16 protein-coding genes and 1 pseudogene are annotated in these 21,525 nt (G+C 71.0%); 7 read left to right on the top strand and 10 right to left on the bottom strand.

What is annotated here, in order from left to right; genetic code table 11:
* Window positions 1-621: pseudogene (locus tag JKV81_RS01125) on the bottom strand (alpha-xylosidase); the annotation flags it as partial.
* Window positions 618-3,578, bottom strand: a complete 2,961-nt coding sequence (locus JKV81_RS01120) for a glycoside hydrolase family 3 C-terminal domain-containing protein (RefSeq protein WP_202074743.1) — start codon at window positions 3,576-3,578, stop codon at window positions 618-620. The pseudogene JKV81_RS01125 and the gene JKV81_RS01120, both read right to left, overlap by 4 nt.
* 412 nt (window positions 3,579-3,990) lie before the next feature.
* Between JKV81_RS01120 and JKV81_RS01115 the strand changes: the two genes are divergently transcribed.
* The 6 genes from JKV81_RS01115 to JKV81_RS01090 are packed head-to-tail and all read left to right on the top strand — an operon-like array spanning window position 3,991 to window position 12,603.
* Window positions 3,991-5,664 (top strand): extracellular solute-binding protein, encoded by a 1,674-nt coding sequence (locus tag JKV81_RS01115; protein ID WP_129266589.1) that lies wholly within the window; start codon window positions 3,991-3,993, stop codon window positions 5,662-5,664.
* 1 nt (window position 5,665) lies between these two features.
* Entirely contained in the window at window positions 5,666-6,682 is a 1,017-nt protein-coding gene (locus JKV81_RS01110; protein ID WP_099177774.1) for an ABC transporter permease, read from the top strand.
* A gap of 5 nt (window positions 6,683-6,687) precedes the next feature.
* Window positions 6,688-7,623: a carbohydrate ABC transporter permease gene (locus JKV81_RS01105; protein WP_129267207.1), complete on the top strand. Its 936-nt coding sequence runs from the start codon at window positions 6,688-6,690 to the stop codon at window positions 7,621-7,623.
* 49 nt (window positions 7,624-7,672) lie between these two features.
* Complete coding sequence (locus JKV81_RS01100) at window positions 7,673-9,640, top strand: beta-galactosidase (RefSeq protein ID WP_202074742.1); 1,968 nt, start codon at window positions 7,673-7,675, stop codon at window positions 9,638-9,640.
* Window positions 9,637-11,856: a glycosyl hydrolase family 95 catalytic domain-containing protein gene (locus JKV81_RS01095; protein WP_129266587.1), complete on the top strand. Its 2,220-nt coding sequence runs from the start codon at window positions 9,637-9,639 to the stop codon at window positions 11,854-11,856. The genes JKV81_RS01100 and JKV81_RS01095 overlap by 4 nt, the downstream gene beginning before the upstream one ends.
* Before the next feature lie 39 nt (window positions 11,857-11,895).
* Window positions 11,896-12,603, top strand: a complete 708-nt coding sequence (locus tag JKV81_RS01090) for a glycoside hydrolase family 12 protein (protein ID WP_129266586.1) — start codon at window positions 11,896-11,898, stop codon at window positions 12,601-12,603.
* 54 nt (window positions 12,604-12,657) lie between these two features.
* Here the strand turns inward: JKV81_RS01090 and JKV81_RS01085 are convergent, their stop codons facing one another.
* Window positions 12,658-13,872 carry an erythromycin esterase family protein gene (locus JKV81_RS01085; protein WP_202074741.1) on the bottom strand — a complete coding sequence of 405 codons (1,215 nt, stop codon included), beginning with the start codon at window positions 13,870-13,872 and terminating at the stop codon, window positions 12,658-12,660.
* A 69-nt stretch (window positions 13,873-13,941) separates the two neighbouring features.
* On the opposite strand from JKV81_RS01085, the gene JKV81_RS01080 reads away from it, so the two are divergent.
* The gene (locus JKV81_RS01080) at window positions 13,942-14,661 is read left to right on the top strand and encodes a TioE family transcriptional regulator (RefSeq protein ID WP_129266584.1); all 720 of its coding nucleotides are present in this window, start codon (window positions 13,942-13,944) and stop codon (window positions 14,659-14,661) included.
* A gap of 30 nt (window positions 14,662-14,691) precedes the next feature.
* On the opposite strand, the gene JKV81_RS01075 is transcribed toward JKV81_RS01080, so the two are convergent.
* The 7 genes from JKV81_RS01075 to JKV81_RS01045 form a co-directional block, all read right to left on the bottom strand.
* Window positions 14,692-15,699, bottom strand: a complete 1,008-nt coding sequence (locus JKV81_RS01075) for a LacI family DNA-binding transcriptional regulator (RefSeq protein WP_202074740.1) — start codon at window positions 15,697-15,699, stop codon at window positions 14,692-14,694.
* Window positions 15,700-15,896: 197 nt separating this feature from the next.
* The gene (locus JKV81_RS01070; protein WP_202074739.1) at window positions 15,897-16,985 is read right to left on the bottom strand and encodes a pectinesterase family protein; all 1,089 of its coding nucleotides are present in this window, start codon (window positions 16,983-16,985) and stop codon (window positions 15,897-15,899) included.
* 232 nt (window positions 16,986-17,217) lie between these two features.
* Window positions 17,218-17,553, bottom strand: a complete 336-nt coding sequence (locus JKV81_RS01065; RefSeq protein ID WP_202074738.1) for an SH3 domain-containing protein — start codon at window positions 17,551-17,553, stop codon at window positions 17,218-17,220.
* Between the two features lie 32 nt (window positions 17,554-17,585).
* Window positions 17,586-17,960 carry a hypothetical protein gene (locus JKV81_RS01060; protein ID WP_129266581.1) on the bottom strand — a complete coding sequence of 125 codons (375 nt, stop codon included), beginning with the start codon at window positions 17,958-17,960 and terminating at the stop codon, window positions 17,586-17,588.
* A gap of 119 nt (window positions 17,961-18,079) precedes the next feature.
* The gene (locus tag JKV81_RS01055; RefSeq protein ID WP_202074737.1) at window positions 18,080-19,093 is read right to left on the bottom strand and encodes a winged helix-turn-helix domain-containing protein; all 1,014 of its coding nucleotides are present in this window, start codon (window positions 19,091-19,093) and stop codon (window positions 18,080-18,082) included.
* Between the two features lie 100 nt (window positions 19,094-19,193).
* Window positions 19,194-20,114 carry an arabinan endo-1,5-alpha-L-arabinosidase gene (locus tag JKV81_RS01050; RefSeq protein ID WP_129267205.1) on the bottom strand — a complete coding sequence of 307 codons (921 nt, stop codon included), beginning with the start codon at window positions 20,112-20,114 and terminating at the stop codon, window positions 19,194-19,196.
* A 218-nt stretch (window positions 20,115-20,332) separates the two neighbouring features.
* The gene (locus tag JKV81_RS01045) at window positions 20,333-21,520 is read right to left on the bottom strand and encodes a cytochrome P450 family protein (RefSeq protein ID WP_236054928.1); all 1,188 of its coding nucleotides are present in this window, start codon (window positions 21,518-21,520) and stop codon (window positions 20,333-20,335) included.
* Between the last annotated feature and the right edge of the window lie 5 nt (window positions 21,521-21,525).

Raw genomic sequence — 21,525 nt, 5'->3', positions numbered from 1 at the left:
ACCACGGGAGGAGAGGTAGAACGGGATGTTCTTGTAGGCCAGTTCGCTGCTCGTGCCGCCGTCCGCCTGCCAGATGTCCACGCTCTGGCCGTTCTTCACGTACGGCGTGAAGCGCTCCCCCAGTCCGTAGACGTTCTCGCCCACGTCCAGGGCGAGTTGGGCGATCATGTGGTGGACGCCGTCGGGTGTGGTCGCGAAGGCGGTGCCCTTCGGGTCCACCCCGGTGAGGCGGCGGCCGTCACCGTCGAGGAAGGTGATCCCCCAGGGCCCGTCGCTGTCCGTGCGCAACGTCAGTGGTCCGCTGGTGAGTTCGGTGACCGTGCCGTCCCGCCGGGTGCGTGCCGCAGGTGCCGTCGTGTCGTCCGTCAGCAGCGCGAAGTCCGGCCCGCGCCGCGCCCGTCCGGCGTGGTGGGTGGTGCGTACGCCGATGACGCCCTCGGCCGGGGAGAAGCATTCGACCGTGATCAGCGGGGTGTTGAGTGTGTCGCCGCGTGCCGTGACCCGCTTGACCGCCGCGTACGCGGTGAACCGGTCGTCCTCGACCCGCAGATCGCGGATCTCGGTCGCGTACGAGGCGCTGACACCCTCACGCATGAGCCAGAAGCCGTCGGTGAACCTCATGCGGACTCCTCGGTGTGAAGGACTTCGATGCGGGCGAGGCGCACGTTGCCCGAGAGGTCGATGCACAACTCGGGCACCACCCCACGGATCTCCTTCTCGACCTCGATGGCCCGGTAGTCGTACGGGCCGCCGGTGTCCGGGAACTGGATCGCTGTGCCGACTCCGCCACCGCTCACTTCGACGCACCCCTGCCCCGAGACGAACAACGTCAGTCCGGCCGCCCCCTCACCGAAGTCGCACCGCCGGTAGACGAGCCGTCCCGCCTCGTCGGCGGAGGCGGGGGCCACGGCGTCGCCCTCCGTCTTGGCGCGGTCGACGATCACCGTGCCCCGCTGCCAGTCGTAGTCCGCCGCGTCCAAGCCGCGCGCCACCACCGGGCGGGGCCCTTCCGCTTCACCGTCGACGGCCACCGTGGCGGTGAGCCGGATGTCGGCGCTCGACGCGCCCGCGAGAATCTCGTACGTGCCGGGCTCGACGGTCCACCGGCTGTGGGCCACGCTCCAGTGACCCAACTCCTCGACGGCCACATCGAATTCGATACGCTCCGCCACGCCCGGCGCGAGGTGCGTCCGGCGGTGGGCTGCCAACGTGAGCCGTGGCAGGTCCGAGGGGAAGGCCGTGGCGGGCAGCAGGCGGCCGAGGCGTCTGCCGCCGACCGTACCGGGCTCCACGGGCGAGTCCGGCTGTCCGGGCACTGCCACGCGCACGTAGAGCTGAATCACCTCGTCGGCCGCGACGGAGCCGTCGTTGGTGACGGTCAGTGACATCCGCAGCCGGTCGCCGTCCACCTCCGCCCTGAGGTCGGAGTACCCGAAGGCGGCGTACCCGAGGCCGTGGCCGAACGGGAAGAGCGGGGTCCCGTCGAAGTAGAGGTAGGTCTGCCGGGAGCCGATGATGTCGTAGTCGAACAGGCCGGGCAGGTCGTCGTCGCTCGCGTACCAGGTCTGCGGGAGCCGGCCGGCCGGGGAGACGTCGCCGGCGATCACCCGGGCGAGCGCGGTGCCGGCGGCCTGTCCTCCGTGCGCGGTCCAGAGCAGGGCGGGCAGCGTCTCCGCCGCGTCGGTGACCGCGTACGGGTAGGCGGAGGTCAGGGCGAGGACCGTCCGCGGGTTGGCGGCGTGGGCGGCGCGCCACAGGCGGTCCTGCTGGACGGGGAGGGCCAGGGTCGTACGGTCCTCGGTCTCGCGGCCGTTGATGTGGGGGTCGTTGCCGGCGACGACGATCACGGTGTCGGCGGCAGCGGCGGCCCGGGCCACGGCATCCGCGCCGTGCTCGACGGTCTCCAGCGCGAGGACGGTGGCGTCGTCCCGGGAAATCTTCTCGCCGGACACGGCAACCTTCGCGCCGTCGGCGGCGACCGACACGTACCCACCGGTCCCCATGTGCAGAAGGCGGTGCCCGCCGTCGTGCCCCTCCACCGCTTCCAGGCGGAACGTCTCCTGGACGACCCAGCCGCCCGGCTCGTCCGCGGACGCCCTGACGTATCCGTCGTCGGCGACGGAGAGGTACAGCCCTTCGTCGGTGCGCAGGGTCAGGACGCCGTCGCCCCAGTCGACGAGGGCCAGTTCGGTGGCCTCCTCGCCGCAGGTCAGCGGGGGCAGGTCGGTGCGGCCGGCGAGGAGCGCCGGGTCGAGGGCGCCTTCCGCGCCGCGCGCCTCAGCGTCCGTGGCCCCGTCGGCCGCGGGGACCTGGAGCCAGCCGTCGGAGGACTTCAGGCGGACTCTGTCCACGCCTTCCGTGAAGAGGACGTTCTCGGCGCCGTACCGCTCGCGGATCCCGTCGAGCGGTGTGGAGCGGTGCATGAGCGTCCCGCTGTACCAGTCGAGCTTGCAGGCGTCGCCGAGCAGTCCGACCACGGCGACGGTCCGGCCCGGCGTCGGTTCCAGGGGCAGCAGGCCGTCGTTCTTGAGGAGGACGACGGCCTGCTCCGCGGCCTCCAGGGCGAGCGCCCGGTGTTCCTCGGTGTCCAGGGCGTCGACCTGGGCGTACGGATCGAGCGCGGGGTCGAACTCGCCGAGTGCGAAGCGCAGGGCGAGCAGCCGGCGTACGGCCCTGTCGATGTCGCTCTCGTCGATGAGGCCCTTGGCGAGTGCGTCGCGGATGCGGCCGGTCATGACCGTGGAGTCCGTGCCGTGGTCGGTGAAGCTGTCGACGCCCGCCTTCAGGGAGGCCGCGGTGGCCTCCTCGTGGGTGTCGAAGTAGTGCTCGGAGTCGACCAGGTTGGAGGGCGCGCCCGCGTCCGAGCAGACGACGAGCGGCTGGTCGGTCCAGCTCCGCAGCTGCTGCTCCAGGAGCGGGGAGACGTGGTTGGGGCGGCCGTTGACCAGGTTGTAGGCGGGCATGACCCCGGCCACCGCGCCGGCCCGTACCGCGTCGCGGAAGGCCCGCAGGTCGTACTCGTGCAGGACGCGCGGACGGACCGAGGAGGAGGCGGTGTCGCGGTCGGTCTCGTTGTTGTGCGCGAGCCAGTGCTTGAGCACGGGGGCGGTGCGCCAGTAGCGGGGGTCGTCGCCGCGCAGTCCCCGGGTGTAGGCGACGGCGATGGCGGAGGTCAGCGCGGGGTCCTCGGAGTACCCCTCCTCGCCGCGCCCCCACAGCGGGTGGCGCAGCAGATTCACCGTCGGCGCCCAGACGTTGAGCCCGACGCGGTCGTCCAGGGCGCGCCTGGCGCGCACCTCGTCGCCGACGGCCTCGCCGATCCGGCGGACCAGGTCGTCGTTCCAGGTGGCGCCGAGGCCGACGGCCTGCGGGAAGACGGTGGCGGGTCCCATCCAGGCGACCCCGTGCAGGGCTTCCTGTCCGGTACGGAACGGGCCGACGCCCAGCCGCTCCACCGCGGGGGCGAACTGGTGGAGCATCGCGATCCGCTCGTCGAGCGTGAGCCGTCCGAGCAGATCGTCGGTGCGCCGGGAGAAGGACAGCTGCGGGTCGCGGAAGGGAAGCGGATGGTCCGTCACGTGCGGGTCCCCTTGGAGAGGTGGGAGGTTTCAGGGTCTGCGGGCGCCGAGTCGTCCATCGACGCGAGGAGAAGATCTTTCGAAGCGCTTCGATGCTCTGCGGCCGACCCCGCAGGTGTCAAGGGGACTACCGCTCCGAAGAGGCTCTTCCGGGCGCGCCTGAGCCGGACCACAGCGAGAAACGGTTCGGGAACAGGTCCGAGGAATATCGAAACGAACTCTTGTGTGGCCGGGACCCTTCACTTAACCTCGCTGCAACATCGAAGCGCTTCGACGAGGCAGCCCGTTGACCGCTTCAGCTCAGCCGGTGCAGTGCCACCGGCTCGGCCGGTAACGCCCCCTACCTCAGACACAGGGCCGAGCGGCAGTCGCCGCCGCGGGCCGTCCTGTTGCACCACGAAGGGTTGACCCCATGACGCCGAACTCCTCCTCCGCTCCCAGCCGGAGACGATTCCTCGCCTCCTCCGTGGTTGTCGCGGCAGCCGTGGGCGGCGGGATGCCGCTCCTCGCAGCCTGCGGCGGCGGTTCGGGCGGCGCGAAGAACGAGGGCACGACCACGGGCAAGAAGCTGAAGGACCTCCTTCCCGCCTACGTGCCGTCGAAGGCGGTCACCCCGGACCTCCCCAGCAAGAACGGCTCGGCGGTCGGCTTCACCACCGCGCTCCCGGCCGCCCAACTGGCGGTCTCGGTACCGAAGAAGCTGGGCCAGGGCAGCCGGCTGAGCATCATGGCGCCGCTGTGGGGCACCTCCCCCGGCGAGGGCAACCCGTACTGGACGGCCATGGACGAGGCCGTCGGCGTCAAGGTCAAGTGGCAGAACCAGGACGGCAACGTCTACGGCCAGAAGCTCGGCGCGGTGCTCGCCTCCAGCAGCATCCCGGACGCCGTGGTCGTCCCCGGCTGGGAGCTGGGCGGCAAGATACCGAGCGCCATCGCCAACAAGTTCGCCGACCTCGGCCCGTACCTCTCCGGCGACAAGGTCAAGGCCTACCCGAACCTGGCGGCCATCCCCACCGGCGCCTGGCAGCGCGGTGTCTTCGCCGAGAAGCTGCGCGGCCTCCCCATGCCGGCCGAGGCGACGCCCAACATCACCCCCTTCTACCGCGCGGACATCTTCGAGGAGAAGGGGTACGAGGTCCCGGCCACCACGCAGGAGTTCTACGACCTCTGCAAGGAGATCAACGCCCCCAGGAGCAAGGTGTGGGCGTGCGGCGACATGACGTGGTCGGCGTTCGTCTTCTTCGGGGTGCTGCCGGAGAAGCCGTACTACTGGAAGCTCGTCGACGGCAAGCTGGTCAACCGCTACGAGACCGACGAGTACCTGGAGGCGCTCGAGTGGTCGCGCTCGCTGTACTCGGCCGGCTTCGTCCACCCGGACGCCAAGGCCGAGACGGGTGACATGCGCACCACCTTCTCGTCCGGCAACGCCCTCATGTACAACGCGGACATCTCCGACTGGTACGCGGCCTCCGCGATCCAGCGCCTCGACAAGCCGGACTTCCGGATGGGCGCGATGGACTTCTTCGCCCACGACGGCGGAGACCCGGTGATCTACGAGGCCTCGCCGTCCAACATCTGGTGCTTCGTCAACAAGAACGCGGACAAGAAGACGATCGAGGACATCCTCGCCCTCGCCAACTACACCGCCGCTCCCTACGGGACCAAGGAGCAGCGTCTGAAGGCGTACGGCCTGGAGGGCACCCACCACACCCTCAAGGACGGCGTCCTCACCAAGACGGAGCAGGGCAACAACCAGGTCTTCGCCACCTACGAGTACATCGCCACCTCGGCCCCCTTCCGGGCCTACCCCGACCACCCGGACGTGGTCAAGGGCGTCATCGAGTGGCAGCAGCGCCAGGGGGCACACCTGCGGAAGCCGCTGTTCCACGGCATGCAGATCCAGGAGCCGACGCGCTACACCGAGCTCAACGCGCAGTTCGAGGACCTGGAGAAGGACATCGTGCGCGGCCGCAAGAAGGTCGGCGACATGCAGCAGCAGGTCTCCGACTGGAAGACCAAGGGCGGCGACAAGCTCCGCGACTGGTACAAGAAGCTGCTCGACGAGACCGGTGAGTCGGCTTCCTGACATGTCACTGAGCACAGAGGACCGGCGCGCGCGGGAGTCACGGACGCCGCCGGTCACGACGCAGGCGGCCGGTGACCGGCCCGCCGCCAAGGGCATGCCGCTGCGGCACCGGCTGCGCCGGGACCGCACGCTGCTGCTGATGACCCTGCCCGCGATGCTGCTCCTGCTGGTCTTCGCGTACATCCCGCTCGCGGGCAACGTCGTCGCCTTCCAGGACTACGACCCGTACATCGCGGACAACGCCTTCCAGGCGATCACGCAGAGTCCGTGGGTCGGGTTCGAGTGGTTCCAGCAGATGGTGAACGACCGGCTGTTCTGGTCGGCGCTGCGGAACACACTGGTGATCTTCCTGTTGCAGCTGACGCTGTTCTTCCCGGTGCCGATCCTGCTCGCGCTGTTCATCAACAGCTTCGTGCGGCCCCGGGTCCGGGCGGTGGCGCAGGCCATCCTCTACCTGCCGCACTTCTTCTCCTGGGTCCTGGTCGTCACCGTGTTCCAGCAGATGTTCGGCGGGGCGGGGCTCATCGCGCAGACGCTGCGGGAGCACGGTCACGAGGGCTTCGACCTGATGACCGATCCCGGTCTGTTCAAGTTCCTGATCACCTTCGAGATGATCTGGAAGGACGCCGGCTGGGGCGTCATCGTCTTCCTCGCCGCCCTGGCCGCGGTCAGCCCGGACCTCTACGAGGCGAGCGCGATGGACGGCGCGAACCGCTGGCGCCGGATCTGGCACATCACCCTGCCCGCGCTGCGCCCCGTCGTGGCGCTGCTGCTGGTGCTCCAGGTGGGCAACGCGCTGACCGTCGGCTTCGAGCAGATCCTGCTCCAGCGCACGGCGGTCGGGCCGGGCGCCTCCGAGGTGCTCGACACCTACGTCTGGAACGTCGGCATCACCAACGGCGGGTTCAGTTACGCGGCGGCCGTCGGCATCGTCAAGGGAATCTTCGGTCTGCTGCTGGTCCTCGGGGCCAACAAGGTCGCCCACCTCATGGGTGAGCAGGGGGTGTACAAGAAGTGAGCAGCCTGCTCTCCGGACTGACCGGCTTGGCCGGGGTGAAGCCGGGAACCCGCGGCCGTCTGCGTCCCGCCTGGGAGGAGGAGCCGTCGCGGACGGGCCTCGCCTCCAAGGGCGTGGTCCTGGTCCTGATCTGCCTCGCCGTCCTCTTCCCGCTCTGGGTGGTGATCGTCACCAGTCTGTCCTCGGTGAGGACCATCACCGAGGCCGGCGGGCTGGTGGTGATCCCCCGCGGCATCACGTTCGTCGCCTACCAGGAGCTGCTCGGCGGCGGCCAGGTCACCCGCGCGACCGTGATCAGCATCTGTGTGACCCTGGTCGGCACGGTCTTCAGCATGGCCGTGTCCATCATGTGCGCGTACGGCCTCTCGCGCACCGGGTCCGTCCTGCACCGGCCGCTGCTGGTGTTCATGCTCGCCACGATGTTCTTCGGCGCCGGCCTCATCCCCACCTACCTGGTGGTCCAGGGGCTCGGGCTCACCGACTCCTATCTGGCGCTGATCCTGCCGAGCGCCCTGAACGTCTTCAACATCCTGGTCCTGCGCGCCTTCTTCATGAGTACGGCCCAGGAGCTCATCGAGAGCGCCCGGATCGACGGGGCCGGCGACGTCCGCATCCTGTGGCAGATCGTCATGCCGCTGTCCCGCGCCGTCATCGCCGTGATCACGCTGTTCTACGCGGTCGGCTACTGGAGCGCCTGGTTCAACGCGTCCATCTACATCAGCGACCCGGAGATGATGCCGCTCCAGAACGTGATGAACCAGCTGGTCCTCAAGCAGGAGCGGCCCACCGGTCTCGCCCAGGTCATCAACACCGGCCACCTCTCGCCGCTCGCCATCCAGATGGCGGTGATGGTGCTCGCCCTGATCCCGGTCGCGTTCCTGTCGCCCTTCGTGCAGAAGCACTTCAAGGAAGGCATGCTCACCGGCGCCGTCAAGGGCTGAGCCACGTTCCCGCCGCACGTTCCCCCCCCTCAGTGGAGGATCCAGATCCATGCCGTCCCTGCACGACGCCACCCGTGGCCGCATCCTCTTCGGGGGCGACTACAACCCCGAGCAGTGGCCCGAGGAGGTGTGGGCCGACGACGTACGGCTGATGAAGGAGGCCGGGGTCAACTCCGTCACCGTCGGGGTCTTCTCCTGGGCGATGATCGAACCACGGCCCGGTGCGCGTGAGTTCGGCTGGCTGGACCGGCTCCTCGACCTGCTGCACACCCATGGCATCGGCGTCGTGCTCGCCACCCCCACGTCCTCGCCGCCGCCGTGGATGGGAGCGCTCCACCCGGAGACGCTGCCGCGCGCCGAGGACGGCTCCCTCGTCACCTACGGTTCACGGCAGCACTTCTGCCCGAGCTCACCGGTGTACCGGCACTACGCCGCGGCCCTCACCGAGGATCTCGCCGCACGGTACGCGGACCATCCGGCGCTCACCGTGTGGCACATCAACAACGAGTACTGCACCCACTGCTGGTGCGACGAGACAGCCGCCCACTTCCGCCGCTGGCTGGCCTCCCGCTACACCACCCTGGACGCGCTCGACGAGGCCTGGGGCACGGCGTTCTGGAGTCAGCGCTACGACTCCTGGGCGGAGATCCTGCCGCCGCGCCGGGCGCAGTACCTGCGCAATCCGGCGCAGGAGCTGGACTTCAAACGGTTCACCTCCGACGCCCTGATGGAGTGCTACACCGCCGAGCGGGACATCGTCGCCCGGCACACCCCGCACATCCCGGTGACGACCAACTTCATGCCGCTGTGGTCGGGGCAGGACGCCTGGGCCTGGGCGGAGCAGGAGGACATCGTCTCCGTCGACGTCTACCCGGACCCGGCGGACCCGCACGGTGGCCAGTACAACGCGATGCTCGCCGACATGACCCGCTCGCAGGCCCGTGGGCCGTGGATGGTGATGGAGCAGGCGGCCGGCACGGTCAACTGGCGCCCCGTCAACCGCCCCAAGCCGGACGGGCTCAACCGGCTCTGGTCCTGGCAGGCGGTGGCCAGGGGCGCGGACGCCCTCTGCTACTTCCAGTGGCGGCAGTCCCGGCAGGGCGCGGAGAAGTTCCACTCCGGGATGCTCGGGCATGCGGGTGAGCACGGCCGCACCTTCCGCGAGGTGAAGCGCATCGGCGCCGAACTCGCCCTGATCGGACGCGAGGTGAGCGGCACCGGGGTGCCCGCCGACGTCGCCGTGCTGCACGACTGGGACGCCTGGTGGTCGAGCACCCAGGACGGCCGGCCGTCCTCCCTCGTCGCGTACCCGGAGCTGCTTCAGGCGTGGCACCGCGCCCTGTGGGAGGAGGGGATCGGCACGGACTTCGCCCGCCCCGGCGCCGACCTGAGCGCGTACCGCATGGTGCTCGTGCCGCAGCTCCAGCTGCTCTCCGACGCGGCGGCGGACAACCTCGTCGCGTACGTGCGGGGCGGCGGGACCCTCGTGTGCGGGTTCTTCACGGGTGTCACGGACGTCGACGACCGGATCAGGCCGGGCGGCATGGACAGCCGGCTGCGTGAGCTGTTCGGCATCCGTACGGTGCACGAGTGGTGGCCGCTGGACGCCGACGCGACGGTGGAGTGCGACGGCTTCCGGGGCACCCTGTGGTCGGAGGAGCTGGAGCCCGACGGCAGCGCGGAGACGGTCGCCGCCTACACCGGCGGCGAACTCGACGGGCTCCCGGCCGTCCTCCGCAAGGGCACCGCGTGGTACGTCTCGACCCTGCCCGAACCCCGGGCGCTGCGGGACCTGCTCGGCCGGGCGGCGGCCGGCGCCGGCGTGCGCCCGGTGGTGGAGGGGCTGCCCGCCGGGGTGGAGGCGGTGCGGCGCGGCGGACTGCTCTTCCTGCTGAACCACGGCCGCTCCCCCGTCCGGGTGGAGCTGACGGGCCGCCATGTCGACCTGCTCACGGGCGACGGCGGAGTGGAACTGGGCCGCTACGGCGTGGCCGTCCTCCAGGAAGCGTCCGCATGATCGACGGCACGTGGGAGCCCCGTCCCGCCACCCGCTGGGAGGACGCGTTCCTCAGCGGCAACGGCCGCCACGGGGCCATGGTGTGGGGCGATCCGGCGGACGACCAGGTGATCGTCGACCACCACACCCTGGTGCGGCCCAACGGCAGCGAGGACCTGCGGCCGCCGGAGCTCGCCGACCGGCTCGGCCGCCTCCAGGACGCCCTGCTGGCCGGGGACACCACGGCGGCCGAGGACTTCGGCGCGGGACTCCCGCTGGCGTGGGTGCAGCCCTTCCACCCGGCGTTCCGGTCACGCGTACGCCGTGGCCGGGGGCTGCACGAGGCGGTCACCGGCTACCGGCGCGAGGTCGACTTCACGACGGGAGAGGTCACCGCGTCGTACGAGGCGTGGCGCAGCAGTGTCTTCGTGTCGCGGGCCGACGACGTGGTCGTCCAGCACGTCACGGACCTGGGGCTGACCGCCGACGTCGTCCTGGACCACGCGCTGCCCGGCGCCCCCGCGCGGCTCGCCGTCGGCCGCTCCACCGTGCTGACCCCGCAGGGCGCACGTCTGGCGCTGCGGGTGGGCTATCCGGGCAGCGAACTGGGCTACACCGGCGTCACGGTGGCCCGGGTGGACGGCGGCACCGTGACGGTGGCCGGCGAGGGCATCCGGATCGAGGGCGCGCGGAGTCTCACCCTGACGACCCGGGTCGTCAGAGGGCCCGGTCACCCGGACCTCGGGGAGCTGTGGGCCGCCCTGCCGTGCGAGGACCACGCCACGCTGCTGGCCCGCCACCGGCCGCTGCACCGCACCGCGTACGGGCGTGCCTCCCTCACACTGCGGGACGCCGCGCCCGAGCGTGAACTCCCGGGCAGCGAACTGTTGCGCACCCCGAGGTCCCCCGCCCTGCTGGAGCGGCTCTTCGCGGCGGGCCGCTACCACCTGCTCTCCTCGTCGGGGATGCTGCCGCCCCGGCTGACCGGCCTGTGGACCGGTGACTGGGACACCGCGTGGTCCGGGGCGTTCACCACGAACGCCAACCTCAACCTCCAGATCTCCTCCGCCGCGACGGCCGCGCTCCCGGAGGTCACGGAGGCCCACGCGGCCTTCGTACAGGGCCAGTTGGCGGACTGGCGGGACAACGCCCGGGCCCTCTTCGGGGCCAGGGGTGTCGTCGCGCCGTCCCACACGGACGGCGCCTCGGGTCACACCCGGCACTTCCAGCGTGCCTATCCGCTGCACCTGTGGACCGCCGGGGCGGACTGGCTGCTGCAGCCGCTGCTGGAGCACGCCGAGGTGACGACGGGCACCCCGGGCCCCGCGCTGACCTCCGCCCTGGTCGAAGTGGCCCTGTTCTACGAGGACTTCCTCAGCCGGGAGGACCCGGACGGGAACGTGGCCGTCGTGCCCTCGTACTCCCCGGAGAACCGGCCCGCCAACGCGAGCTGGGGCACGGTGAACGCCACCATGGACCTCGCCGCGGCCCGTCACGCCCTGACGACGGCCGCCGGACACGCCCCCGGGCACCCGTCCGCCGGTCACTGGCTCGCGCTCGCCGGCCGGCTCCCGGCCTACCTGGTCAACGAGGACGGGGCGCTCGCCGAGTGGGCCTGGCCGGGCCTGCGCGAGACGTACGACCACCGCCATCTGAGCCACCTCTACCCGGTGTGGCCGCTGGACGCGATCAACCCGTACGACACACCGGAGCTCGCCACGGCCGCGCACCGCGCGCTGGAGCTGCGCGGCTCGGAGAACGACTCCGCGCACGGGCATCTGCACCACGCCCTGATCGCCGCCCGGCTGCGGGACCCGTCCCGGGTGTCGGCGGCGCTGGACGCGGTGCTGGGCGGGGACTTCTTCCACGACTCGCTGATGAGCGCCCACTACCCGTCCAGGAACGTCTACAACGCGGACGCCGCCCACACCCTGCCCGCCGCCGTGATCGAGTCTCTCGTCCAGTCGACGCCCCACCGCCTGGTGCTCCTGCCGGCCGTCCCGGCCGCGTACCCGGCAGGTGAACTCCGAGGCGTACGGACGCGGTTCGGCGCCCACCTGGACCTGCGGTGGTCCGAGGACGGCGCCACCGCCGTGCTGCGCCCCACCCGCGACGCCCGCGTCGATCTGCGTACGGGCGACGGGCTCGCCCTCACCGAGACCTCCGCCGGAAACCCCCCGGCTCCGCTGGAGCTGACGGCCGGCGTGGACCGCGTCCTCACCCTGGAGGCGCGGTAGCAGTTCCCAGCCTCCATCCCCACATGGAAGGAACACCCCATGGCACGATCCACCCTGACCAGGCTCCTCCTGGCGCCGACGGCGGCCGTGGCCGCGCTGATCGGCTTCGCGGCGGCCCCCGCACACGCGGCGATCTGGACCTCGTCCGAGCAGTGGGGCAACTACACCACGTCCGACAACTACATCCTCTACAACAACATCTGGGGTTCCGGAGCGGGCACCCAGACGATCTGGGCCAACTCCTCCAGCAACTGGGGCGTGACGGCGAACCACCCGAACACGGGCGGCATCAAGTCGTACCCGAACGCCAAGAAGATCGTGAACAAGCCGATCACGTCGCTCTCCTCGCTGAAGAGCGGCTACAACGTGACCGTCCCGTCGTCCGGCGCGTACAACACGTCGTACGACATCTGGGACACGGACTACGACTACGAGGTCATGCTCTGGGTCAACTACAACGGCGCGGTCGGTCCTCTCGGCACCTCGCAGGGGACGGTGACCCTCGGCGGCCACACCTGGGCCGTGTACAAGGGCGACAACGGGGCCAACGAGGTCTTCTCGTTCCTGCGGACCTCCGACTCGTCGTCGGGCACCGTGGACATCCTGCCGATCCTGAAGTGGATCAAGGACACCAAGGGCTGGTGGGGCAACGAGACCATCGGTGACGTCCAGTTCGGCTACGAGATCACGTCGTCGTCGGGCGGGCTGGACTTCACGACCAACGGATTCAACGTGTCGTCGAGCTGATCCAGGTACGGGCCGGGGGGACGCCCCCGGCCCGTGTCACCTCGCGCCCCGGTGTCAGCTGCCCTGCGTGACGTCCTTGACGTCCTTGACGAATACCAGAGCGTCGACACCCGCCAGGTGGGCCGGGTCGAACGAGGCGTAGCCGAACCACGGGGATACACGGTGCTCGGGCGGTGTGCCGGCGAGAGCGGCGGCCAGTCGACGCGGGTCGACGACGCAGCGGTCGTCCGGGAGTGCGTACAGGAGGCCCTCGACACTGTCCGGCGGCGGTGCGCCCACCCCCTGGTGGTGGATCGTCCCGAGGGCGGTGGCCACGAAGGCGTACGCCTCGCCGAGTTCGGCGTTCACCAGCGCACCGGCGCTCCACCACTCCAGTGGCTTCCCGGCCATCCGCATGCTGCTCCTCTCCCGCTGGAGGTGGGAGTTGTGGGCGCTGACGAGCACCGGGCCGCGTGTGGCGAGGGCGAGCAGGTTGCCGGCCATCATCTGGTCCCGCACACCCACCAGCCGGGTGAGACGGGCCGGTGAGGTGTCGGCCATCCAGTGGTGGTAGCGCAGCAGGCCCGTCGCGGTACGCCCGTACAGGCGTGCCAGACGCAGGTCGTCGCACGAGGTCGCCGTGAGCAGCCCCGGTGTCTCCGCGTCGAGCAGCACCACGAAGTCGTCGGCGAGCAGCCGCAGCCGGGCGGCCTCGGCCGACTGCCCCACGGACCGGGCCGGGTCCCTCATCGCGGCGGCATCGGTCCACCGCTCGTCGTCGCCGAGCAGCCGGTCGAGCTCCTCCCGGGTGCACGGGAGCAGGTCCGTGTCCACGTGGGCCGCGAGGTAGCCGTGGAGGGCGGTGAGGGCCTGCCGGGGGCTCGCGGCGGCGGTGATCTCCAGCGGGCCGTCGAAACCGGCGAACCGGACCCGCTCGGAGGGGTCGAGGCCCTCGTTGCGGGCGCGCATCCAGCGCACGAGTTCACGGTTGCCGGCGAAGGCGCCCCACCCATGGCTGAACCCGCGCTCCATGACCTCGTCGAGCGTGCCCGTGCCCGACACCACGTAGTCGTCCACGAGCAGACCCGCCACGCAGTCGCTCTCGATCGCGATGGTCCGGTACCCCTCCTCCTCGACGAGGTGCCTGAACAGTTCGTTGCGCAGGCCGAGCAGCGTGCCCTCGCCGTGGGTGGGCTCCCCCAGGGCGAGCAGCCGGGGCCGGGCCGGGAGCAGCTCCATGACGGCGGAAGCCTCGACGGCGCGGACGGTGTCCTTGATGTCTGTAGCCATGCCTTCGACGGTATCGTTGAACCTTCGGTGGAAACTTTTCCCGGAAACCCGCGCGATACCGTGGGCCCCATGGGGAGCAACCTTCAAACCGGTGAACGACTCAGGCCGGTCGATCTCGCGCGTGGGCACGGTCTGTCCACGCAGGCGGTCAGGAACTACGAGGAGTCCGGCATCCTTCCGGCCGCCGGTCGCACGCCCCACGGCTACCGCACCTACACCCCGCTGCACGCGGGCGCCCTGCGCGCGTTCCTCGCCCTGGTCCCCGGCCACGGCCACCGGACGGCGGCGTCGGTGATGCGGGCCGTGAACGAGGACGCGGCCGAGGAGGCGTTCCGCCTCATCGACGAGAGCCACGCCGAACTCCTCGACGACCGGCGGACCCTCCACGCCGTGGAGAACGCACTCCGGGACCTGGGACCCGTCCCACCGCCCGAGGCCGGCCCCGGCACCACCTTCATCGGGCCGCTGGCGGGCAGGCTCGGCATCCGGCCCGCGACCCTGCGCAAGTGGGAGCGCGCCGGCCTGGTCAGCCCGCGCCGGGACCCGCGGACCGGCTACCGCGTCTACGACGAGACCGCCGCGCAGGACGCCCGGCTGGCCCACCAGCTCCGGCGGGGCGGCTATCCGCTGGAGCGGATCGCCCCGCTGATCGCCCAGGTGCGGGCGGCCGGCGGGCCGGAGCCGCTGGAGGCCGCACTGCGCGACTGGCACGGCCGGCTGGCCACGCGCGGAAGGGCGATGCTGGCGGGGGCGGCGGAGCTGGAGGCGTATCTCCGCCTGCGCGGATGAGGCCCGTCCCGGGCCCGGCGGGCGGTCCGGTCAGACCGGGGCCGGCCCCGAGCTCGCACGGACCGTCAGCACGGGCTCCAGCAGCTCCACTTCGTCCGTCCCCCGGCCGGTGAGCTTCGCGACCACCTGTTCCACCGACCTGCGTCCCATCTCCTGCGCGGGGATGGCCACGGACGTGAGCCGCACCGACGCCTGCGTCGCCACCTGTTCGGGGCAGATGGCCACCACCGACACGTCCTCCGGTACGGCGCGCCCCTGCTGCTGGAGCAGGTTGAGCAGCGGCTCGACGGCGGCCTCGTTCTGGACGATGAAGCCGGTCGTCCCCGGCCGTTCGTCGAAGATCCGGCCCAGCGTGCCGGCCATCGCCGCGTACCCGCCCTCGCAGGGCCGGTGCAGGATCCGCACCCCGGTCTCCTGCGCCTTGGCCCGTATGCCGTCCACGGTGCGTTCGGCGAAGCCGGTGTGCCGCTCGTAGACGGCGGCCGCCTCACCGATCACCGCCACCTCGCGGTGGCCGAGTCCGGCGAGGTGGTCCACGCAGAGCGCCCCGGTGGCCTCGAAGTCGAGGTCCACACAGGTCAGACCCGAGGTGTCGGAGGGCAGACCGATGAGGACGGCGGTGCGGCCCGAGTCGCGGAGCAACGGCAGCCGTTCGTCGTGCAGTTCGACGTCCATCAGGATCATCGCGTCGGCCAGCGAACTGCCCGCGATCCGCCGGACGGCCGCCGGGCCCTCCTCACCGGTGAGCAGCAGGACGTCGTAACCGTGCGTACGGGCGCTCGTGGCGACGGCGATGGCGATCTCCATCATCACCGGCACGTACATGTCGGTACGCAGGGGCACCATCAGCGCGATGATGTTGGACCGGCTGCTGGCGAGGGCGCGCGCACCGGCGTTGGGGTGGTAGCCCAGCTGCTGGATACTGTGTTCCACACGTTCGCGGGTGGAGGCCGAGATCGACCGCTTGCCGCTGAGGACGTAGCTCACCGTGCTCGCGGAGACTCCGGCGTGCTGGGCGACCTCGGCAAGCGTGACCATTCGGCTTCTCCCCTACAGATGGCGACCGGAGGGGAGAGCCGGGTGAAGCGCTTCGACAACGCCTTGCTGTGCTCCCCTGCACACTCCGACATGCACAGACACCGTGGAGCCTAGACTCGCTCACAGGGACTGTCCAGAGTGGAGTCGAAGCGCTTCGACCGAGGCCTCGGCAGCGGCTCGCTGCCGCACACCGTGACTCAGGACGCCGAAGGTGTCCAGCCCGCCAGCCAGTCGGCGGTCTCCTGGTCCGCGGCCTGGGCATCGGTGAGCTGCGGCCGGTCGCTGCTCGCCGCGCCGGATCCGGGCCCGGTGTTCCTGTACTCGGCGAAGCGGTCGTCCTTCCAGGAGAACCCGCTCATGTCCGTCCACGGGGCGGACTTGACCGCCGCACCGAGGGTCGAGTTCCTGAAGGTGGCCATCGGGTCGAGGGTGGCGTCCCCGCCCGCGTGCCACGGCCGGCCGAGGTGGAAGGACGACGCCGAGACATCGCCGGTGACGGTCGATCCGGTGATCAGGAAGCCCTTGCGGCCGGTGGCCGTGCTGGGCGCGGTGACATAGCCGGCGGAGCTGCCGTCCCACCGCTTCTTCAGCGTGATGACCGACGTGTCGATCACCGCGGTGGCGCGTCCGAAGATGAAGTCGACGTTGCCGACGACGGAGGAGTTCCTCATGTAGACGCGGCCGAGTGCCGCCTTGGAGGCGGTGTCGAGGAGCAGGGTGTCCTGGTCCCCGGAGACGATCACGGAGTCGAGGAAGACCTTGTCGGCGGCGGTGCGCAGGGCCACGGCCTGGAGCGCGCTCATGTCCTGGTGGGCGGCCTCGTCGAAGTCGTTGGAGATCGTGAGGTTACGGGCCTGGAAGCCGTCGGCCTCGGCGGCGACGGTCGCGCTGCCGCTGGTCCCGTAGGTACCGGAGCCGTCGGGCTTCCGGGTGCCGGAGGCGTTGTCGTAGACGAGGACGGTGTCGCTGCGCCCGGCACCGCTGCCCTGGAGCGTCACGTTCTGCTTGCCGGCCGGGATCTTCACCAGCCCCCGGTAGGTGCCCGGCGCGATGGACACGACGACCCGCGCGGTGTTGCCCGCGGGAATCGCGTCGACCGCCGCCTGCACGGTCGTGTACTGCCCGCTGCCGTCCTTGGCGACGGTGAGGGTGGTCGCCGCCTCGGCGCCGCACGCCGATCCGGACGTCCACACCGAGGTGGCGGCGAGGAGCGCGGCGGCCCCTGCCGTCACCGCTGCGCGCGGTCCGGGGCGGAGAGCGGTGCGTCGTCGTCGTACGGCTGCCATGGCCTGATCCGTTCGTCGGGGAAGAGGTGGGGTTCCGCGCAGTAGTCGCCACCGGCCGCCGCAAGGTTGCCGGGCCCGTGGCCGCACCGGGCACGCGCGTGGGCCGGGCGTCCACGACGGACACCCGGCCCGGTCGGCATTCCGGCGGCACGGCGGCACTGGATCAGCGGTGGACCCCGCCAGGCCCGCCCACCCGAACGCGGCGGACCCCCTCAGAGCCGACGGTCCGCCCTCAGCACTCGGCGGAGGCCGGAAGCCCGGCGTACTCGTCCCCCTTGAAGTAGACCGCGCTGCTGTACCCGTCGGCGAAGGCGATCCAGACGTCGTTGGTGTAACCGTTGTCGGTGACGGTCTGGCCGTGGGTCCAGCAGTAGGCCTGGTACGACCGGCCGGCCGTCAGGGTGGCGAGGTAGGCGCTGTCCGAGGTGGGCAGCTTGCGGACGTTGACCCCCGTCCACGGCACGACGGTGTACGACGGCTCGGCGGGTGCGGCCACGGCCGCGGCCCCCGGCGCGAGCACGACGATCGCGGCGGCGAGTGCGGCGATGACGGCCGGCTTGCGGTGCATGACGGTTCCTCCCGTGTGGTGCGGCACGCTGCTCACTGGCAGAGGCCGACGCCGTCGATCCAGTTGGTCTTGTTCGTGAGGTAGTAGCTCGCCATGAATCCCATGTACCGGTCGGGGGCCGAGACCAGCACCCAGTACGGGTTGCCGCCCACGGTCTGCCCCGGCTGCTGGCAGATCACGGTGACGACGTCCCCGGCATTGACCTGCGTCTGCACGCTCGGGCAGGCGGCGACGCTCGGGCGGATGCCGCACCCGGTGCTTCCCGGTGCGTTGTCCCGGACGTTGACGCTGTTCGCCCAGACCCCGTAGCTGCCGACCCCGTGACCGTCCGCGTGCGCCGTCGGCATCCAGACGGCCCCCAGGGCGGCCGCGGCCGTCACGGCGCCCAGAATTCCCCGTTTCCTCATGTCATCCCTCCCGGATGTATGTGACGGGGACAACGATCGTCACGGCCGCCCGCCGGCGGCAATCCTTTCGACCCAGCCCGAAACGACAGCGCTCACAGGTAACCTGACAACCCGTCACTTCACGGCGTACGCACGGCGGAGGCCAGCAGCGCGGCGCCCAGGTGCGTGATCATGTGCAGCACCGCTTTGCCGTCCCGCCGGGTGGTGATCAGGTTGGCCTGCCGCAGCACGCGCGCGTGCCGGCTCGCCGACGCGGGCGAGATGTTCAGGCGGCGGGCCAGCCCGGTGGTGGTGCAGCCGTCGGCCACGGCCGTGAGCACGGAGGCCCGCGTACGCCCCAGCAGGTCGTCCAGCGAGCTGGCGGTGTCCGCGTCGGCGCCCCGGAGCGCCGGTCCGTCCGTCGCACCGTCGATGGTGGGCAGCGCCAGGACGGGCGCCCGGTCCAAGTCCAGGAGATCCTGCAGCACTTCCGCCTGCTGCGAGGAGAACACCGTGGGGGCGATGACGATCCCGCGCCCGCGCAGATGGATGTCCGCGCCGCGGGGGTGGCGCACTTCGAGCACGGGAGGCCGCCAGCGCACCAGGGGAGGGCACAGCGTCCCCAGGAGCCGCTCCACCCCGCCTTCGGCCATCGTGCGCACATAGGCTGCCCGGGCCGCTGCCAGATGTGACCACACCTGCTGCTGGTAGGGCGCGATGGCCGCCCGGTGGCAGGCCCGCAGAGCACCGGCCAGCTGGAGCCTGGCCTCACGGTCACCGTCGGCCAGGGCTCCGGCCCACGAGCGGTGGTCCGGATGGACGTCGATGTACTCCAGCTCGGCGCGCATGAGGGAGCGCGGGGCCGCCAGAAGCCTGTCGACCGCCTCGTCGATACAGGTGACGTCCCCCGTCAGGCTCGCCACATCGATCTGCGGCCCGCTCGCGGGCATCAACGCGAGCAGGGGCCTCGCCTGTTCACCCAGCCGTTCGTCGAACTCCGCGCCCACCGACGCCCGCCAGGACCGGAACGCCAGGCCGCCGTCGCGCTCCCGCAGCCGTCTCACGCCGTCCATCGTCTCGGCCGCCACACCGATCGTCGCGACCACCCGGGTCCGCGCCAGATCCTCCGCCGTGAAATGGATGCGCTTCGCCACAGCCCGCCCCGCCCCCGCCGTACTCGGTCTCGCACGGCAGTATCCCAGGGGGCGGGCCGACGGCACGACCGCCGTTCGAGCCATGTCCCGCCCACCGGAGTCAGTAGGCGACGGGCCAGCCGCTGCTCCAGTCCAGCAGGTTGACGCCGAGCTTCGGGGTGCCGTTGTCCTGGGCGTCGTAGTAGTGGTAGACGAGCAGGTCGCCGTCGGAGTCCGCCAGGATCGACTGCCCGCCGGGCCCGATGTAGCGCCCGTGCGACTCAAGGACGGGCGTGCCGCCGTTGTCGAGCATGCTGACACCGTTGCGGTCCGTGTAGGGCCCGGTGACACCGGTCGCCCTGCCCACCTTGATCCTGTACGTCGAACCGGTCCCGGCACAGCAGGTGTCGTACGACGCGAAGAGGTAGTAGTAGCCGTTGCGCTTCACGACGGAGGGCGCCTCGACGGCCTTCGTCCCGGTCGGCCGTGAGGCGAGCGAGCGGCGGGCGGTGTCCCCGGCGTACTGCTTGCCCGTCGACGGGTCGATCCTGATCATCTTGATCCCCGTCCACCAGGACCCGAACGACAGCCACCACTTCCCGTCGTCGTCCACGAACAGGTTCGGGTCGATGGCGTTGTAGTCGCTCGACGCGTCCGAGGTGTAAACGGTCCCGTAGTCGCTCCAGCTGCCGGCCTGCCCGGTGGTGGAGCCCGCCAGGCCGATGGCCGACGTGTTGGAGCCGAAGGACGAGACGGCGTAGTACATCAGGTACTTGCCGCCCCGGTAGGAGATGTCGGGGGCCCAGGGGTCGGACGCCGAGGAGTAGTTCTTCCACCAGCCGGGCTTGGTGGTGAAGGCGTTCCCGGAGCGCCCGAAGGCGGTGCGGTCGGTGGAGGTGCGGAGCTGGAGTCCCTCCCCGGTGGAGTAGAGCAGGTACTGGCCGGACGAGCTGCGGATCATGCTGGGGTCGTGGACGACGATGTCGCCGTTGACGGCGCCCGGGTTGGGGTACGCCGACGCGCTGCCCGGCACGAGGGCCATCAGGAGCGCGGCGGGGAGTACGGCGAGGGCTCTCAGCGAGGTGCGGCTCACGGAACCTCCTCCTCTTCCTTCTGGGGGGATCGGGGCTGAAGGGTGCCCCCCTCAGTCGCCGCCGCCCGCGCATCGGTTGCCGCAGCGCGAAAAGGGAGGGGTTTCGGACCGGACGGGCGCCGCTGTGGGCGCGCGCACGGTCCGAAAGCCCTCCCTTTTCACCCCCGTCAGCCGTGGAGGCGGACCGGGAAGGCCTCCATGTCGTTCTGGGTCATGACCGGGAGCTTGCGGATCTCGTCGTCAGCTATCGCGAGCTTCAGGTCCGGGAAGCGCCCGAAGAGCGCGGGCAGCGCGATGCCGGCCTCGACCCGGGACAGCGCGGCACCGGGGCAGATGTGCGGCCCGTGACCGAAGGTCATGTGCCGGATGGGGGTGGGCCGGGTGATGTCGAAGGCGTCGGCGTCGTCCCCGTGCTGGGTGAGGTCGCGGCCGATCGCCCGGTAGGAGATCACCACGCCCTCCCCCGCGGCTATCACCTGGTCGCCGACCTGGATGTCCTCGGTGGCGAACCGCATCAGCAGGTGGGTGGTGGGCGTGTCCCAGCGCAGGGTCTCCTCGATCACCGTCTCCCACGGGATCTCCCCGTCCAGCACCATGCGCAGCTGGTCGGGGTGGGCGAGCAGGGCGCGTACGGCGTTGAGGATGAGCCCGATCGTGGTCTCGTGCCCGGCGGCGACCATCGCCTTCAGGTTGCCGACGACCTCCTCCTCGGTGAGCGGCTCCCCGCCCTCCTCGGCGAGGATGAGGGCGCTGGTGAGGTCGTCCGTGGGGCGGGCGGTCTTCTCCCGTACCAACTCGGCGTAGAAGACGTCGAGTTCGGCCAGCAGGGCCAGGCGGTCCTCCTGCGGGGTGAGCATCGAGAAGAAGGCCGTGTACTGCCGGGTGAGCATGGGGTGCAGCGCCTCGTCGACGCCCATCAGCAGACCGACGACCTTCATCGGGAGGGGCTGGGCGAACACGGCCTTGAGGTCGACGACCCCGTCCTGGCCCTGCGCGGTGAGCGCGTCCAGCAGCTCCTCGGTGAACTTCTCGATGGCGGGGCGGATCGCCTCCAGCCGGCGCGGGGTGAGGGCCTGGGACGTCTTCGTCCGCAGCCGGCGGTGCTGTTCGCCGTCCACGGTGAACATGGAGCGCCCGGCGTCGATCATGCCGATGAGCGGCCAGGCGTGCGTGACCTCCCCGCTCCGCCAGAGCCCCCAGGCGTCGAGGTCCTTCACCAGGCGTGTGTCGACGAGGAGATGACGTGCCTCGGCGTGCCGGGTGACGGTCCACGCGGGGACGCCGAGGAGCTCGATGCGGGCGAGCGGGGCGGAGTCCCGCAGCGTTCTGGTCTCACCGTCGAGGTCCTGGACCATGGGGT

The sequence above is a fragment of the Streptomyces silvae genome, assembly GCF_016745505.1.
GTDB classification, from domain to species: Bacteria; Actinomycetota; Actinomycetes; order Streptomycetales; family Streptomycetaceae; genus Streptomyces; species Streptomyces silvae.
The sequence above is the reverse complement of the archived record's forward strand: the minus strand, read 5'-3'. Positions and strand labels throughout refer to the sequence as shown.